This is a genomic window from Pelagibius sp. CAU 1746 (genome assembly GCF_039839785.1).
Taxonomy (GTDB): Bacteria; Pseudomonadota; Alphaproteobacteria; order Kiloniellales; family Kiloniellaceae; genus Pelagibius.
The window spans coordinates 404,193-421,165 of the sequence record NZ_JBDOQT010000001.1 but is presented as its reverse complement, the minus strand read 5'-3'; the positions used below and the strand labels follow the sequence as shown (position 1 = coordinate 421,165).

The window sequence follows — 16,973 nt, the reverse complement described above, 5'->3', positions numbered from 1 at the left end:
ACGACTACCAGCTTCCGCCGCCACCGCCACCGCCGCCGCCGCCCGAGGAGCCTCCACCCGAGGAGCCGCTGGAACTGCCGCTGCTGCTCGGCCGCGTCGCGGCGGTGCTGAGCGTGCTGCTGAGCCCCGAGGCCAGACCGCCGGCGGCGCGGGAGAGATCGGGCAGTCCCCGGCTGTCGCGCGAGCGGTACCAGCGCCGCTGGCGCTGCACGGCGGCTTCCTGGGCCGCGGCGCTGGCGCTGGCGGTGAAGCGCGCGCTCCATTCCTTCTCCACCCCCAGCGCCATGGCGTAGGGCAGGTGGTGCTCGAACAACTCCACCGTCATTTCCGGCTCGGCCGTCAGCATGTTGAGGCGGTCCTTCTCGGCCACCGTGAGGTAGAGCAGGTAGCCCTCGATCCGGTCCAGCATGTCGCGGCCTAGGCGCGTCGGCGCCTTCAGCAGGAACCAGAACAGTGTCAGGTTGGCGAGGTGGGCGATGACCAGCAGCGCCAGCGGCAGCCCGAAGATGTCCCAGGTGAAGTAGAGAGCGGCGAGACCGGGCACCATGAAGGGGAGGATGAAGGCCAGCATGATGACCGCGCCCCAGGACAGCTTCGTCTCGCCGCGCAGCACCGCGGCCAGGTCCCAGACGATCTGCCGGGCGATGAGCACTACGGGGATGGAGAAGACGAGGCCGAAGACACCGCCCAGGCCGATGAAGGGCAGCAGGTCCAGGCTGCCGGCCTGGATCAGCAGGCCGCCGACCGCGCTGGCCACCGCCAGCAGCACGCCCAGGAACCAGAACCCCATGTTGTGGCGGAAGTAGACCTTGTCGTACTCGCGGCCCAGCACATCGCCGATGCGCTTGACCGCCGTACCGATCGCCGCCGTGTACTTGGGCCTGATGACCGTGCTTTCCTGGTCGCCGGGGAACATCGCCTCCATGACCGCCGCCTCTCCGGGCGGCAGCGTCTCGGCCGAGCTCTTCTCCGGCTTCCGGGTCACGGTGTAGGTGCTGCCCTTCTCGTCGATGGTCAGCCGCCCCTTGATGGCGAGGCTGGTCAAGGCGACGGTGAAGGCCTTGGTCTTGCCGAAGGCCTCGCCCTTGGCGGCGGCCCAGACGTAGCCGGTGGCCGCCGGCGAGAGGCCGTCGGGGGCCTCGAACAGCGGGATGATGACACCGGCCTCCGGATCGCGGCCCACCCGGTTCCACTGGAGCAGGAAATAGAAGAAGACGGCGACGAGTCCGAGGAAGGCGACCAGCGGGCCGAGGTTGTCGAGCAGGCCGCGGCTCAGCTTTCCGCCAAAGCTCGGCTCCGCCACGTAGCCCTTGGGAAAGGCCACCGCGACCGTCAGGCCTTCACCGGGCGCCAAGGTACGGGTGGTGGCGAAGAAGACCGCGCCCGCGGGCGTCACCTCTTCGATGTAGTCCTTGCCGTCGTCGCCGGCATAGCCGGTATAGCCGGCGGTCTGCCGGGCCACGGCGCCCGGCGGCAGGTGAATGGTTGCCTCGGCGCGGTCGATGGGATGCGCCCAGTCGTTGCCGGTGACGTTCCAATAGACCTCGTCGCGGTTGCTGTGGAAGAACAGTTGCCGGTCGGTGCGGTAGACAATGCGGTAGTGGTGGACGCCTTCTCGCAGCAGCAGGTTCTCGCGCCCGATGCGCAGGCGCACGCCGGCGGGCCCCTCGATCAGGACATAGGGCTCGGCCGCGCCGTTCTTGGTCACCTCCAGCACCTCGAAGCCGACCGTGTCGCGCAGCCCCAGGAAGCCGCTGTAGGTGGTGGGGAAGTCGCGGTAGATGCCGTGCTTCTGACTGCCGGGCGTGACCAGGAAGTCGATTTCCTCGGTCACCAGGAAGTCGCCGCTTTCCTCCACCACGATGTCGGCCGCGAAACGCGGGATGCGGTCCGGGTTTTCCTCCTGGGCGCCGGCGGGTGGCGCCAGGCAGGCCCCGAGAAGGCTTAGGGCCGAAAGGCTCAGCAGCAGGGCGATGAGGGGGAGATGCCGTTGGAGGCGCATGAGAAATCTCCGGGCCGGGCGGCTACCAGCTGCCGCCGCCGCCGCCGCCACCGCCGCCGCCCGAGGAGCCGCCGCCGGAAGACGAGCTCTTGCTGGGTGGGGTCGAGGCGCTGGACAGCGTGCGGCTGAGCCCGCCGGCCAGGGCCGGGGCCATGCTGGCGAAGCTGCGGTGGCCGGTCCTGGAGCGGTACCAGCGGCGGCCGCTTTCGGCGGCCTGCTGGACCGCGGCGCTGGCGTTCTCGGTGAAGCGGCGGGTCCACGGCTCCTCGACGCCCAGCGCCATGGCGTAGGGCAGGTGATGCTCGAAGAGGTCCAGGGTCATCTCCGGCTCCGCGGTCAGCATGTTGAGCCGGTCGGCCTCGGCGACAGAGAGGTAGAGGCGGTAGCCTTCGATCTCGTCACGCAGGACACGACCCAGGCGGGTGGGGGCCTTCATGAGGAACCAGAACAGCACGGCGAGGAAAATGTAGAGGCCCACCAGCAGCGCCATCAGCAGGCCGAACTCCTGGAAGATCAGGTAGACCGATCCCAGGGCCGGGATGAAGAAGGGCAGGATGAAGACGCTGCCGAAGATCGTGCCGGCCAGGTTCTTGGTGTCGCCGCTCAGGGCCGCCGCCCACAGCGGCGCCAGTTTGTAGGCGATCAGCGCGGCGGGCGTGGTGAAACCGCCGATGAAGACGATGCCGAAGGCGACCATGAAGAGGAACTCGATATCGCCGAACTGCAGGGTCAGCGCCGCGGCGATGCCGGCCAGGGCGAGCGCCACGCCGCCCAGCCAGATCCAGGTGTTGTGGCGGAAGTAGGCTTTGGCGTGTTCGCGCTTCAGGGCCGCCATCACCTTGTCGGCGGCGGCACCGATCTTGGAATCGTAGGCACGCTCAATCTCCACCCTCTCGTTGCCCAGCGGGAAGAGCCGCGACAGCGCGGCCGCCTCGCCGCCCGGCAGGCGCGCGGCGGTCTGTCCCTCCGCCTGGGGCCGGCCTTCCAGGATGTAGGTCTTGCCGTCCTCTTCGATGGTCAGCCGCCCCTTGATGGCCAGGCTGGTCAGCGCGACGGTGAATGCCTGGGCGGTCGGCAGGGTGGTGCCGCGGCAGCGCGCCCAGACGTAGCCCGTACCCGCCGGGGAGAGGCCGCGCGGCGCCTCGAAGCGCGGCACGATGACGCCGCCCTCGGGGTCGCGGCCGACGGCGCGCCATTGCAGGAAAAAGTAGACGAAGACCGCCAGCAGGCCGATGCCGCCGACCAGCAGGCCGAGGTTGTCGTGCAGAGCGGCGGCCAGGCGGTCGCCGCTGCCCGGTTCCGGCACGAAGCCCTTGGGGAAGGCGACGACGATGGTCAGGCCCTCGCCGGGCTGCAGCGTCCGCGAGGTGGCGAAGGTGACGGCGCCGTCGCCGCTGCGGCCCTCGGTGGCTTCCCGGCCATCCTCGCCGGCGTAGCCGGTGAAGGCCTTGGTGTCGACCACCGGCGCGCCGGCCGGTGGATAGACCGTCGCCTCGGCGCGGTCGATGGGGTGGGCCCAGTCGTTGCCGGTGACGTTCCAATAGACCTCGTCGGCCTCCGCGTCGAAGAAGATCTGGCGGCTGGTGCGGTAGGTCAGGCTGTAGCGGTGGGTGCCCTCGCCGATCAGCACGTCGGCGGCGCCGATGCGGATGCGTATGCCGGCGCCGGCCTGCTGCACGATATAGGGCTCCGCCCGGCCGTTGCGCGTCACCCCCAGCAGCTCGAAGCCGACTCTTGTGTTGAGCCCCAGGGCGTCGCGGTAGGTGGTGGGGAAGTCGCGGTAGATGCCGTGCTTCTCGCTGCCGGGCATGACCAGGAAATCGATTTCCTCGGTCACCGTCAGATCGCCGTTGTCCTCCACCACGATGGTGGCGGCGAAGCGCGGGATGCGGTCGTTGTCCTCCTGGGCGGTGGCCGGCGCGGCCAGGAGCAGCAGGGCGAGCAGCGCGCCGAGCGCGCGCCGCAGGCAGAGGCCGGTCATGTGCCGCCCTCCCCGAAGCGGACCTCCGGCAGCGCGCGGTCGGCGGCGCTGTCCACCTCATAATACTCGGCCTCCATGAAGCCGAAGCGCTGGGCGACGAGGTTGCTGGGGAAGGACCCGATCAGGGTGTTGAGGTTGCGCACCGAGCCGTTGTAGTAGCGCCGGGCCATCTGGATATGGTTCTCGATGTCGCTCAACTCTTCCTGCAGGGCCAGATAGTTGTTGGAGGCCTTCAGGTCAGGGTAGTTCTCGGCCACGGCGAAGAGATGCCCCAGGGCGCCGCCGAGGCGCGATTCCACCGCGGCGCGGGCACCGGCCGGGGCGTTCCCGGCGGCCAGGGCCTGGCCGCGCAACTCGGTCAGTTCTTCCAGGGTGCGGCGCTCGTGGCTGGTATAGGCCTTCACCGTCTCCACCAGGTTGGGGATCAGGTTGGAGCGCCGCTTGAGCTGGACGTCGATACCGCTCCAGCCCTCTTCGGTCTGCTGCTTGCGGGCGACCAGGCGGTTGTAGATCAGTACCGCCCAGATCAGCGCCAGCACGGCAAGCCCGACAAGGGCGCCGATTACGGTTCCAAGTGGCATCGGGTTCTCCCACCCCTGAAGTAAACGCCCGGACCTGCGGGCAAGCGTCCGCGGACCGGCCTTTGCCGGTCGTCTCTGGGTAGTCGCCGGGACGGCGGGGAAGGTTCAATCATGGTTCCGCCCGCTCCACCCGCTCCGCCTTGCGGTAGGCGAGGATGCGATCCCAGCACCAGTCCGGCGTCCAGGACATGATGACCAGCAGGTCGCCTGCTTCCGCCAGATCCAGGCCCCTGTCGACGGCGTCCCTGTAGTACTCGACCATGGGCGCGTTCTCCGGCGCCACCCCGCGCGCCACCAGGGCGGCGTGAAGGCGCCTGGTGATCTCGGCGGCGGGGATGCCGCGCACATCCTCGAAGATGTCTGTGCTCTCGCTTGAGCGTGAGCAGACGAAGGTGTCGAACTTGCCGGCGATGATGTCGGCGACCCTTTCGATGTGGCGGGCGTGGCGGTTGCCGATGCCGGTCAGCACGGCGATGCGCCGTCCCGTTACGTCCATGGCGCCGAGAGCTTCGCAGAGCGCGGCGACGCCGTCGGGGTTGTGGGCGCGGTCGAAGACCACCTTGAAGGGGTGGCCTTCGTAGATGTTGAGGCGGCCGGGGTTGCAGGCGTTGTCGCTTGCGAAGCCGGTCAGGGCCTTGGCGATGCCCTCCCGCGACAGTCCCAGACCGTGAGCCAGTCCGATGGCGGCCATCGCATTCTGGATGTTGTGCTTCGCCGCACCGCCCAAGGTGGCCGGAATCTCCTTGACCTTCATGACGGGCTCGCTGGCCTCGCTGGAGTGCAGCAGGATGAGTTGATCGCCGGCTTGGCCATCCAGGCTGATTGCCGCCCCGCCCCTGGCCAAGTGGTCTCGCAATGCTTGGTTCAGGGGCTTCATGGAAACCAGGCAAACCTGCGCCGGCGCCTTGAGGTCCGCCAGGGCCAGGCAGCGCGGGTCGTCGGCGTTGAGCACCGCGAGCCTGCACGCCGCCTCGATGACGCGGCCCTTGATTCTCGCCAGATCCTCCAAGCTCTCGATGCCGTCGGCGCCGACGTGGTCGTCGGCGATGTTGAGGACAGCGCCCACGTCGCACCAGTCGAAGGCCATGCCGCCCTTCACGATGCCGCCGCGCGACGTCTCCAGGACGGCGGCCTCCACCGAGGGGTCGCGCAGCAGCACCTGGGCGCCGCTCATGCCGGCCACGTCGCCTTTCGCGACCATCTGGCCGTCGATGGTGACGCCATCCGTGGTCACCGCGCCGATGCAGCCGACGCCGATCTCGGCGCCGGCCCGGCGCAGGATGTGGGCCGTCATGCGCGTGGTCGTGGTCTTGCCGTTGGTGCCGGTGACCGCGGCGATGGGGATGCGGCCGTTGCTCCGGCCGGGAAACAGCCGGTCGACGATCGGCCCCACGACGTCGCGCGCCACGCCCGAGGCCTGGGCCGCGACCAGATGCGGGCGCAGGCCGGGGGAATAGTTGATTTCGCAGATGGCGCCGCCGGCGACGCGGTAGGAGCGCGAGATGTCGGGCGTCAGGAAGTCGACCCCCGCCACGTCCAGCCCGGAAACGCGCGCCGCGCGCTCCAGCATCAGGCGGTTGTCGGGGTGGATGCGGTCGGTCACGTCGATCGCGGTGCCGCCGGTGGAGATATTGGCGGTACCGCGCAGCGTGACCACCTCGCCCTTGGGCGGCACGCTGTCGCTGCTGTAGCCGCGCTTCTCCAGCATCCGCAGGGCTTCGCGGTCCAGTTCCAGGCGGTTCATCAGACGGTTGAAGCCGGTGCCGCGCTGCGGGTCCTCGTTCACCTCCGCCAGCAGCTCGGCGATGGTCCGCTGCCCGTCGCCGGTCACGGCGCCGGGGACGCGCCGCGCGGCGGCGACGATGCGGCCGCCGACCACCAGGACCCTGTGATCGAAGCCGGCAATGTAGCTCTCGACAACCACTTCGGGATGGTTCTGGCGGGCGACGACAAAGGCCTCGGCGACGGCCTGGTCGCCTTCGAGCTGCACGCTGACACCCTTGCCCTTGCCTCCGCGCGCCGGCTTCACGACGACGGGATAGCCCAGAGTCCTGGCCGCGCGCACGGCCGTTTCCTTGTCCTGCACGGCGATCTGCCGGGGGACCGGCAGAAGCACCTGCGAGAAGATGCGGTTGGTGGTGGCCTTGTCGCTTTGGAACAGCGCGGCGGTGTTGGAGACCCTGTCGGTGACGGTCTCGCGGGTCCGCTGCAGGAAGCGGCCCTGGCCGAACTGCACCACACGCAGCTTGCGGTCGGCGACGAACCAGGGGATGTCGCGGCGCTGCGCTTCCTCGATCAGAGCCAGCGCCGTCTGATCCAACTGGGTTCTCTCCGCGGCCTTCCGGAAGTTGCTCAGCACCGTCCCGCCGTCGATCGGCTCCTGGTACTGGTGGGCGGGCCGCATTTCCGGCGGCAGCAGGCTCAGCGCGATGATCACGCCGCCCTTGCCGGCCAGCACGCCGATCTCGGGGTCGTCGTAGTGGAAGAAAATGTCCTGAACCTCGGCACCGTTATCCTGGCCGCCGTCTTCTTGCCTTGCCGGGCGCCGGCGCAGGGCGGCGGGCTTCGGCGCTCCGCCGGGGCGGCGCTGCAGTTCGGTGGCGATGCGCCCGGCGACATAGGCCAGCGGCAGGCCCGGCGGGCGGCGCAACTCGGCGATGAAGCCGCCGGGTTCCTCGGTGATGCTGGGGTGCTCGGCCAGGCCCGGCAGCAGCTTCAGCAGCGCCTTGGTGGGTTCGGGCGAGACGCTGTCGTCGGGCCAGCTCTGCGGTCCTTCGATGGTCACTCGGATGTGGACCAGCGGAATCGCCGCAATCTCGTTCGGGCCCGCATAGGCGCGGGCCTTGGTTATTCTCATGTCCGCTATTCGCTGTTTCCCCGCCTCGGGGCAGCATAGCGGCAGGGAACAGGCCCGACCAAGCGCAATTGGGGGCGCCTCCCCGGCCGGATAGGGGCAGGCCGCGCCCGCCCGCCGCCGCCTGCCGGGGCATTTCCGCCGTGGCGGCGGCGGGGAATTGCCTTAAGGTAACGCCCGGTTTCCCTTGGCGCGGTCGCCCATCGGTCTAGGTTTCTCTACCGGTGCAGTCATGTTTGCATAGTCGAAGGGGGATGTTGCCGATGCGGCGGTTCTTTTCAGCTCTGATCTTCGTGTCTGCCTTGCTGCCGGCGGGACCGGCCGGCGCCCAGACCCCGCTGCAGCTCGGCGACGAGCCGCTGCCTGACGTTCCGCCGCAGAACCGCAGCGGCCTGCCGGTCGACCTGGAACTGGTGCTGTTGGCGGACTCCACGGGCTCCATCGACGACCGGGAGATCTTTTTCCAGCGCCGGGGCTATGCCGACGCCATCCTGCATCCCGATATCCTCTCGGCCATTTCCCTGGGCCATGAGCGCAAGATCGCCATCACCTACGTGGAATGGGGCGATGCCTCCTCGCAGGAGGTGGTGGTGCCCTGGACCATCATCGACGGCCAGGGCGCGGCGGCCAACTTCGCCGAAGCATTGATGGAGACGCCGCGCCGCGCTTTCGGACGCAATGCCATCGGCTCGGCCATCTTCTACGCCCACTTGACGATCGAGAGTAACAACATCAACGGTTTCCGCCGGGTGATCGACATTTCCGGCGACTCGGCCAATTCCTGGGGCGGGGTCCCGCTGGAGGCGGCGCGCCAGGCCGCCATCGCCGCCGACATCGTCATCAACGGCCTCGCCATCCTGTGCCGCGACTGCAGCGGCCGTCCGGTCTTCTACGACCTGGAGGAGGCCTACGAGCGCGACATCATCGGCGGGCCGGCCGCTTTCGTGGTCACCGCCGACGACATGGAGTCCTTCGCCGACGCGGTGCGTAAGAAGCTGCTGCTGGAGATCGCGGCCGTGCCCGACGAGCGGACCTTCCGCCAGCGCCTGGCCCAGGCCCGTGGCGGGGCCGCGCCACAGCGGGCCATCGACTGAGTCCGTCTATTCTATCGTCACCCTTGGGCTTGACCCGAGGGTCCAGGGCGGCCATTCGTGCGCCTGCCCTGGATGCTCGGATCAAGTCCGAGCATGACAGCCGTGTGGTTGCGGAGGTCCAGCTCAGGGCGTCAGCGGCACTTGCTCGCCGTGCTCGGCGATCATGCGGTCGATCTCGGCCAGGGCGAAGGCGGCGAGCTGGCGCTGGGCGGCCTGGGCTTCGGGGTCGTCGTCCTCCAGGTCGCCGATGACCAGGATGTTCTCGTCGTTAAGGCGGTTGGCCGGGTCGGTGTAGTTGAAGCTGCCGGCGATGATCACCGCGCCGTCGATGACCATCAGCTTGTGATGCAGCTTGCCCAGGCCGTGCTTGCGCGAGGCGAGGAAGGCCTCGCCGCCGCCGTCGGCCACCATGCGGGTCGCCGCCCAGTCGCGGTTGCCCTGGCCGGCGTCGAAGATGCCGCGGATGCGCAGTCCGCCCTTGGCCATGGCCACCAGGGCGTCGTCGATGCCGGAGGACTGGGCGAAGGTGAAGATGGCGAAATCGACGCGGTCCTTTGCCTTCAGGATCTGCTTCATGATCTCCATCTCCGGCGCGTGGTCCGGCGCGAAGAGGGCGCGTACGGTGATGCCGGCGACGCGGTTGTTGCGCGGCGAGGGTTCGTGGCGGTTGCGGACCTTGCCGAAGGTGCCCTGCCAGATCTCCGCGAACTCGGCGTCGTACTCGTTGCAGACCCACTGGTCGTGCACGATGACGACGTGGTTCAGGTTCTTCTTGCTGGCATGGCTGCCCACGCCCGTCGGCGTGAAGTTGGTGGAGCCGGTCAGCAGCGCCCGGCCCGGCTTGCCGCTGTCGCGCACGATGAACTTCTGATGGAAGATGTCGGGGTTATAGTCGGTGCGCGCGTCGATGTTGGCGCGCAGCATGGCGGCGAAAAGGTTGCGGTTCTCCTCGTCTTCCCCGCCTACCGCGAAGGGATCGGCGGGCGGGTTGCCGGCGCGCAGGTAGTCCTGCTCCAGCACCAGCCGCACCCGCACGCCGCGCTGCTTGGCGCGGATCAGGGCGGTGGCGATGGAGAGGGACTCGATCTCCTGCACCGCGACGTCCAGGCTGGTCTCCGCAGCGTCGATGAAGCCGACGATGACCTGCTCCAGGTCGTCGGGGGCGCCCAGGCTGGACGGCCCCATGTGCAGTTCCAGGCGTTCGTTCAGGATGAACGGCATGGCCTCTCCCCTCCTCTGCTGCCCCTTGGCACGATAATGTTACCGCAACGGCGGAAGCCCGCCGCACAAGTTTAAGGGCGAAGAGAGGGGGCAAAGGGGGTGCCCCGGCCCGCCAGGGCGGGTAGCATCCGGCCCGCCAGGGCGGGTAGCATCCAGTCCGCCAGGGCGGCTAGCATGCGTCCGGATGCGGCGGTTTTCCAGGAGAGAGGATTGATGAGACTGTGAGTGACAGCGTGAACGATTTCATTGCCGGCCTGCCGAAAGCCGAGCTGCACCTGCATATCGAGGGCTCGCTGGAGCCCGAGATGATGGTGGCCCTGGCCGCGCGCAACGGCGTGACCCTTCCCTATGCCGACGTCGAGGCGCTGCGCGCCGCCTACAGCTTCACCCGGCTGCAGGACTTTCTCGACCTCTATTACCAAGGTATGTCGGTGCTGCAGAACGAGCAGGACTTCTACGACCTGACCCTGGCCTACCTGCGCCGCGTGGCCGAGGACAACGTACGCCACGTGGAGATCTTCTTCGATCCCCAGGGCCATACCGACCGCGGCCTCGCCTTCGGGACGGTGTTCAACGGCATCGAGCGGGCGTTGAAAGACGGCGAGAAGGAACTGGGCATCACCTGGAAGATCATTCTCTGCTTCCTGCGCCACCTCCCCGCCGAGGCCGCCATGGCGACCCTGGAGCAGGCGCTGCCCTACAAGGACCGTATCGTCGGCGTCGGCCTCGATTCCTCGGAGAAGGGCCACCCGCCGATGAAGTTCAAGGCGGTCTTCGACCGGGCGCGGGCAGAAGGCTTCCTGACCGTCGCCCATGCCGGGGAGGAAGGTCCGCCCGACTACGTCTGGTCGGCGCTGAACGACCTGCATGTTTCGCGCATCGACCACGGCAACCGCGCCCTGGAGGATCCCGAGTTGGTGGAAGAGCTGGCCAGGCGCAGGATGCCGCTGACCGTCTGCCCGCTCTCCAACCTGCGCCTGCGCGTGGTCGAGGACATGACGGCCCACCCCCTGAAGATGATGCTGGACCGCGGCCTCTTCGTCACCGTGAACTCCGACGACCCGGCCTACTTCGGCGGCTACATGAACGACAACTACGCCGCCGTGCGCCAGGCTCTGGGCCTCAGCGAGGAAGAACTGGCGCTGATCGCCCGCAACTCCTTCGAGGCCTCCTTCCTGGACGACGCAACCAAGGCGAAGTACGTGGCGGAGGTCGAGAGTTATTCAGCGAAGGCGAATTGAAAGTAGGTGAAGATGCCAGTCGCGGCTGACTTCAGATACTTTTCTCACGGCGCATCACTTCACGGAACATGTGCAGCATATTCTGGGTGGGTGGCTCAGCCGACTTGTCGAAGCCAATGCCGTCGGGAGCAAGGGCGTGCATGAGATCGGTAATGGTCACGTTCTCCAGCAGCTTTCCGGTTTCCTGCGAATCTGCAGCAACGAGGTACAGCGCCTGTGCGCGAGCGCGATAGAATCCTTGGAGACGTTGTAGATAGCGATAGCGATTGACCACAATCTGAACTAGGTAAATCAAGAGGGCCACCACGGCGATACGCGTTGCGATTCGGCTTGCCCATCGCAGTTCGTCCGCGTCCGTAAGAGCTTTGGCGAGCTGTGTCGCTCCTGCCTCAACCTTTTCAAGAGTATCCTTCTGCCGATCAACAGCTCTGTCCGTATCGGCGTGGAGACTATCGATGCGTTTCTCGGAGTCGCTGTTGCTCAGCCATGCGGCCAGCGTGTCGTTTGCCTTGTTGAGGAGCGCCGCAGTCCCCGGCGGATACAGTCGTCCCTCTTGGGACAGATCATCTGCCATCTGACGTAGCGTTATTTGGATTCCTTCGGGAGAGTCGGTTTGGGAACCCTCACGCAGCCGATCTATCCAGAGGGCATCGCTACCGGGAGGCGCCCAACGCCCACGCCAAATTTCGGTCAAGGATGAAGCATAGATAGCGCCATCGTGCGCCACAGCTAGGTTCAATCCGAAATAAACGTCGATTGGGGAAACGGATTCCACAAAACCTGTTGTCCAGTCTTGTCCGTTTTTCGAACTGATAATGGATGAACTTACCTTATTAGCGCCAATGGCGGCACTGGTACCAATAGCGACCAGCGTTTCTGAGGGTGTGATTGCCACCGAGCTAATCTGCCCCCTGAGGGGGCGGCCGTCGTTGTCAGTGAGATGAAGAACGGTAGTCCAGACGCGACCGTCCTCCGACCGGAAGAACTTGATATCGGTTTTTTCTCCAGTGCCTTTGTCACTGAGCGCAATTAGGGAGCCATCCGGCGCTTCCACCAAAGCGGTCATCCACCCCTTGAGACGGCTGCCATTGGCATCGACCGGAGAAACTGGAGTCCATGAATGTCCATCTTCTGATTGCAGCGTTAGCATCCAATCGACACCGTCGATCTTTTCAGTGCCTACCGCGATTAAGGGTGCGATCGAAGTAGACTTGATCTCGCTGATCCAGCCTGTGATCGGCTCTCCGTTACCACGTTGGACGGCTAGAGAAGCCCACTCCTCGCCGTTTTCGGAGCGAAGAACCGCAATGGATCGGCCTTCATCATTTCCGAAAGTACCTCCAATAATCAGCGCATCGTCGGGGGCTTGGGCAATTCTCCTTGGAACTACATTCAGCCTCTCGCCCTCTGTGGTCGTAGGCCGGATGATTGACCAATCGCGACTGTTGTCTGAGCGCAGGATTACCAAATGCGAATTGGTCCTTGCGGAGGCACTCCTGAGCGAGCTGCGATTAGTTGATCCTAGAGCTTTGTCACTGCCAATCTCGGCGCCGACGGCGAAAATCCTGCCGTCGCGCATCTCAAGTATGTCGTACAGCGCTCCGTCTGGTGTCTCACCGGATCCTTTGGTGATGTCGATAGGTGAGAAGGATTCGCCGTCAGCTGATCGCAATAAGTATATATTGCCCTGGCCGAGAAAGTTGATTCCGGGACCTGCTACCAGCAGCGACCCGTTGGAAATAACCTCCAATGTGCCAATGCTTGAGCGCAGCGAGGTGCTATGGACCGGTTCCCAGACGGACATGGGAGCCCTTAGGGCAGTGGAAGCTTCTTCGAGCATCCGGAGCGAATTTTGGGAGAGCTGGCTCAGCTTGTTGCGGACGGCTTGTAGATCTGTCGCAAGAGTATCGCGTTGAGCTGTCGATTCAGCTACCTGGGATATGAGTCGCTGGACTGCGGCCCTTACGCCTTGGAGCTTCTCAACGGCAGGTGATCCGCTGAAGGTCCTGCTGGCCCAGAAATCGATCTGCCCAATCAGGGGCGGCAGCACCAGTAGCAGCGCCAGGCCGATCATGACGATGAGGACAATGAGGCGGAACTGGCGTGATGCCTCGGTGCCGAGCGATTCGGCCCGTTGTTCGCACCACTTGGCGATTTCCCTCACGCCTGGGAGTGGGCCAGTCACTTGCTGAGCAAGAGCCATTGAGAGCCTCAAGTTCTCCCGAGAATGCCCGCATAGGAAGTATTGTGCCGTTTACCTAACAATGCAAAGTAATCGAAGGCGCTTTGGTGTTAGTCGGTGCCTCGTTTGAGGAACCGTGAAGACGCGACAGGGGAAGCAAGAATTGGATGGAATGAGAATTCGGCCGGAAACCGCCGGGCGCTGCTCCCAAGGAGGGAAAAGCGAGCGCCCGGCGGCTCCGGCCGAAGGTTGCCGGTCCCCCCGGTGTCTTGAGGGGGGGTCGCAGGGGTCCGGGAGGACCGGCGGGATGCTTCGGTGTTTGTCGCAGACCCTTCGAGGCGGCGGCTTCGCCGCCTCCTCAGGATGAGGTGTCGGGGTGGGCCTCACCCTGAGGAGCCTGCGGCAGCAGGCGTCTCGAAGCATGGGCCGCGAGACGCCCGAACTTCACTCACTCCGCGGCGGCCGCGGCGTCGCCCTTGAACTCGACGCCCAGGGCCTTGGCGACGCCGGCGCCGTAGGCCGGGTCGGCGCGGTGGAAGTGCACCAACTGGCGCTGGACGATCTCCTCGGGCACGCCCTGCATGGCCGCGGCGATGTTGCTGAACAGGCGCTGCTGCTGTCCGGCATCCATCAGGCGGAAGAGGTTGCCCGGCTGGGTGTAGTCGTCGTTGCCGTCGCGGTGGTTATAGCGCTCGGCATCGCCGGAGATCTTCAGCGGCGGCTCGGCGTAGCTCTCGTCCTGCTTCGGGCCGTCAAAGGAGTTCGGCTCGTAGTAGGCGTCCGGGGTGGGGTTGTTGGCGAAGAAGCGCATCGGCCCGTCCTTGTGGTAGTGGCGGACCGGGCACTTCGGCGCGTTGACCGGCAGGGCCTCGTAGTGGGTGCCCAGGCGGTAGCGGTGCGCGTCGGCGTAGGAGAAGATGCGCGCCTGCAGCATCTTGTCCGGCGAGAAGCCGATGCCCGGCACGACGTTGGAGGGCGAGAAGGCGGCCTGCTCGATCTCCGCGAAGTAGTTGTCCGGGTTGCGGTTCAGCTCCATGACGCCGACCTCGATCAGCGGGTAGTCGCCGTGCGGCCACACCTTGGTCAGGTCGAAGGGGTTGTAGGGCGTCTTCCCGGCCTCGGTCTCCGGCATGACCTGCACGTAGACCATCCACTGCGGGAAGTCGCCGTTCTCGATGGAGGAATAGAGATCCTCCTGGGTCGACTCGCGGGTTCTGCCGACGATTTCTTCGGCCTCCGCATTGGTCCAGTGCTTGTGGCCCTGCCGGGTCTTGAAGTGGAACTTCACCCAGAAGCGCTCGCCGTCCTTGTTGATGAAGGAGTAGGTGTGCGAGCCGTAGCCGTTCATGTGGCGCACGGTCTGCGGCAGGCCGCGGTCGGACATCAGGATGGTCACCTGGTGCAGGCTCTCCGGCGACAGCGACCAGAAGTCCCACATGGCCGTGGCCGAGCGCAGGTTGGTGCGCGGATGGCGCTTCTGGGTGTGGATGAAGTCCGGGAATTTGTAGGGATCGCGGATGAAGAAGACCGGCGTGTTGTTGCCGACCAGGTCCCAGTTGCCTTCCTCGGTGTAGAACTTCAGGGCGAAGCCGCGCACGTCGCGCTCGGCGTCCGCCGCGCCCTGCTCGCCGGCCACGGTGGAGAAGCGGGCGATCATCTTCGTCGCCTTGCCGATCTGCGAGAAGATCCCGGCGCGGGTGTATTTCGTGATGTCCTGGGTCACCGTGAAGGTGCCGAAAGCGCCCCAGCCCTTGGCGTGGACCGTGCGCTCGGGGATGCGCTCGCGGTTCTGGTGCGCCAGCTTCTCGATCAGCTGATAGTCCTGCATCAGGACCGGGCCGCGCGGCCCGGCGGTCATCGAATTCTGGTTGTCGGAGATCGGCGCGCCTGCCGAGGTCGTCAGGGTCTTCTTGTCAGCCATCGAAGTCCTCCTTGGGGGTGGGATCGAAGTCGGGGGCGGCTGCCGCGCCGGTCCCGTTTTTTTCATTTGGAATTTTTCTAATTTAAATTGGAGTGGAGGATGCGTAAAATCGATTGTTTCAATCATATTGATCGGCAATATCTATTATGTGGTCCTATCAGCCAAGGGAGCCTTCGGAGGATGAACCTGCGTGACCTGCGCTACGTGGTGGCGGTGGCCGAGGAGCGGCATTTCGGCCGCGCCGCCGAGCGCTGCCACGTCAGCCAGCCGACCCTCAGCGGCCAGCTCCGCAAGCTGGAGGAAAGCCTCGGCGTCACCCTCTTCGAGCGCAGCAGCCGCTCGGTGGCGGTGACGCCGCTGGGCGCTCAGATCGTCGCCCACGCCCGCCTGGCGCTGGAACAGGCGGCACGCATCGAGGAAATCGCCCGCGCCCGGCGCGACCCTATGGCGGGGCCTCTGCGCCTGGGCGTCATCCCCACGGTCAGTCCCTACCTCATGCCCCTGGTGCTGGGGCCGCTGAAGCAGCGCTGCCCGGCGCTGACGCCGGTGCTGGTGGAGGAGATGACCGCGGGCCTGCTGGAGCGTCTCGCGGCGCACGAGATCGACGCGGCGGTGCTGGCGACCGCGCCCGATGCCCCGGAGCTGACCTCCATCCCGCTGTTCGACGAACCTTTCTGGGTCGCCTATCCGAAGGGCCACCCCTTGGATGCCCTGGCCGAAATCGCCGAGGCCGACCTGGCCGAGGTCGACCTGCTGCTGCTGACAGACGGCCACTGCCTGCGCGACCAGGTGCTGAAGGTCTGTACCCGCCCGGGCAAGGAAAGCGGCCCCAAGGCCGAGGGGCGCTTCGCCGACCTGCGCGCCTCCAGCCTGGAGACCCTGTTGAACATGGTGGCCGCGGGCTTCGGCTGCACCCTGGTGCCGGCCCTGGCGGTCGAGCGTCCGCACCCCGGCATCGTGGCGCGGCCCCTGAAGCTGGCGACGGCGGCCCGCCCGGTCGCGCTCTGGTACCGCCGCTCCTTTCCACAGCCGCGCCTTGTGGAGGCCCTGGCCGAGGTCATCTTTACCGTGCTGCCAGACACGGTCGAGCCGCCTCCGCTAGCGGCCGGGACTACGGTCTAATAAACAATCCACGTGCATTCGCTGTGTAGTTCTGGAAGACTTTCGTAGGCATCCGATTGTCTGCTTTCCACGCGAAAGGACGCGCACCGCCGTGGACGAGGGTGAGAGGCTGGGGGAAGTTCTCGCAGCGGTCGAAGATTCGAACCTGCCGCCCCTGACGCTGCAACGCTTCCAGCCGGAGGAGGAGAGCGAAGCCCTTTCGGACTTCGCGGCCATCGTAGATCTTTGGCGCGAACGGCGCGGCGGCGCGGCCGTGCCCGACTGGAACGACATGGACTTCTCGGATTTCCGCGGCTGGCACGCACAGCTTATGCTCAGCAAGTTCGAAACCGACGAGCCTGACCCGACTTTCCGCCTGGCCGGCGAGAGGGTGACGGAGCTGCTGGGGTTTCCGATGCAGAACCACCGTTTCAGCGAACTGGCGCCGCGCTTCTATGCCCTGCAGTTCCGCGACCATTTCCGCGAGATACGGAACGAAGGGCTGATCGGTCTCACGTCCGGCAAGCTGCCGGCCAAGGGGCGCGCCCACATCTTCCTGCGCATCCTCGAACTCCCCTTTCGTGACGGCGGCGACAAGGTGGAGCGCATCCTCCACGTCCTCTCCAAGGCCGTGGCCTAGCCGCGATCGCCGAAGACCGGGACCCCGCGGTCCACCCCGTCCTCTCCCTCGCGAGCGCGGCGGTGCGGGATCGAAGCCCCCGTCTCCCCCGAACCCTTCCGAAGTCAACGTCGCGCCCGCCGGCCGCGTCCATCTTGGAAATCGAAGAAGTCGCC

General features: G+C 66.4%; 11 protein-coding genes. 4 read left to right on the top strand and 7 right to left on the bottom strand.

The annotated features are described in order from the left end of the window. Positions 1-4: 4 nt before the first annotated feature. The 4 genes from AAFN88_RS01880 to AAFN88_RS01865 all read right to left on the bottom strand — a co-directional run bounded on the left by AAFN88_RS01880 (position 5) and on the right by AAFN88_RS01865 (position 7,421). Positions 5-2,002: a DUF2207 domain-containing protein gene (locus AAFN88_RS01880; RefSeq protein ID WP_347517808.1), complete on the bottom strand. Its 1,998-nt coding sequence runs from the start codon at positions 2,000-2,002 to the stop codon at positions 5-7. Positions 2,003-2,024: 22 nt separating this feature from the next. Beyond that, the gene (locus AAFN88_RS01875; protein WP_347517807.1) at positions 2,025-3,983 is read right to left on the bottom strand and encodes a DUF2207 domain-containing protein; all 1,959 of its coding nucleotides are present in this window, start codon (positions 3,981-3,983) and stop codon (positions 2,025-2,027) included. Continuing rightward, positions 3,980-4,564, bottom strand: a complete 585-nt coding sequence (locus AAFN88_RS01870; RefSeq protein ID WP_347517806.1) for a LemA family protein — start codon at positions 4,562-4,564, stop codon at positions 3,980-3,982. Before AAFN88_RS01870 ends, AAFN88_RS01875 begins: the two co-directional genes overlap by 4 nt. A 109-nt stretch (positions 4,565-4,673) precedes the next feature. Next, complete coding sequence (locus AAFN88_RS01865; RefSeq protein ID WP_347517805.1) at positions 4,674-7,421, bottom strand: Mur ligase family protein; 2,748 nt, start codon at positions 7,419-7,421, stop codon at positions 4,674-4,676. Between the two features lie 260 nt (positions 7,422-7,681). On the opposite strand from AAFN88_RS01865, the gene AAFN88_RS01860 reads away from it, so the two are divergent. Beyond that, positions 7,682-8,512, top strand: coding sequence for a DUF1194 domain-containing protein (locus tag AAFN88_RS01860; protein ID WP_347517804.1), 831 nt, complete (start codon positions 7,682-7,684; stop codon positions 8,510-8,512). A gap of 123 nt (positions 8,513-8,635) precedes the next feature. Here AAFN88_RS01860 and AAFN88_RS01855 read toward each other — a convergent pair whose 3' ends face one another. Next, complete coding sequence (locus AAFN88_RS01855) at positions 8,636-9,733, bottom strand: phospholipase D-like domain-containing protein (RefSeq protein WP_347517803.1); 1,098 nt, start codon at positions 9,731-9,733, stop codon at positions 8,636-8,638. A 221-nt stretch (positions 9,734-9,954) separates the two neighbouring features. Here AAFN88_RS01855 and AAFN88_RS01850 point away from each other — a divergent pair, with 221 nt between their 5' ends. Further along, on the top strand, positions 9,955-10,974 hold the full coding sequence (locus tag AAFN88_RS01850; protein WP_347517802.1) for an adenosine deaminase: 1,020 nt from the start codon (positions 9,955-9,957) through the stop codon (positions 10,972-10,974). A gap of 31 nt (positions 10,975-11,005) precedes the next feature. On the opposite strand, the gene AAFN88_RS01845 is transcribed toward AAFN88_RS01850, so the two are convergent. Both AAFN88_RS01845 and AAFN88_RS01840 read right to left on the bottom strand, forming a co-directional pair. Continuing rightward, positions 11,006-13,177 (bottom strand): hypothetical protein, encoded by a 2,172-nt coding sequence (locus AAFN88_RS01845; RefSeq protein ID WP_347517801.1) that lies wholly within the window; start codon positions 13,175-13,177, stop codon positions 11,006-11,008. A gap of 427 nt (positions 13,178-13,604) precedes the next feature. Beyond that, positions 13,605-15,077, bottom strand: a complete 1,473-nt coding sequence (locus AAFN88_RS01840) for a catalase (RefSeq protein ID WP_347517800.1) — start codon at positions 15,075-15,077, stop codon at positions 13,605-13,607. Between the two features lie 180 nt (positions 15,078-15,257). On the opposite strand from AAFN88_RS01840, the gene AAFN88_RS01835 reads away from it, so the two are divergent. Both AAFN88_RS01835 and AAFN88_RS01830 read left to right on the top strand, forming a co-directional pair. Further along, positions 15,258-16,199, top strand: coding sequence for a LysR substrate-binding domain-containing protein (locus AAFN88_RS01835; protein WP_347517799.1), 942 nt, complete (start codon positions 15,258-15,260; stop codon positions 16,197-16,199). 91 nt (positions 16,200-16,290) lie between these two features. Continuing rightward, positions 16,291-16,818, top strand: a complete 528-nt coding sequence (locus tag AAFN88_RS01830) for a PAS domain-containing protein (protein WP_347517798.1) — start codon at positions 16,291-16,293, stop codon at positions 16,816-16,818. The last annotated feature ends 155 nt before the right edge of the window (positions 16,819-16,973 follow it).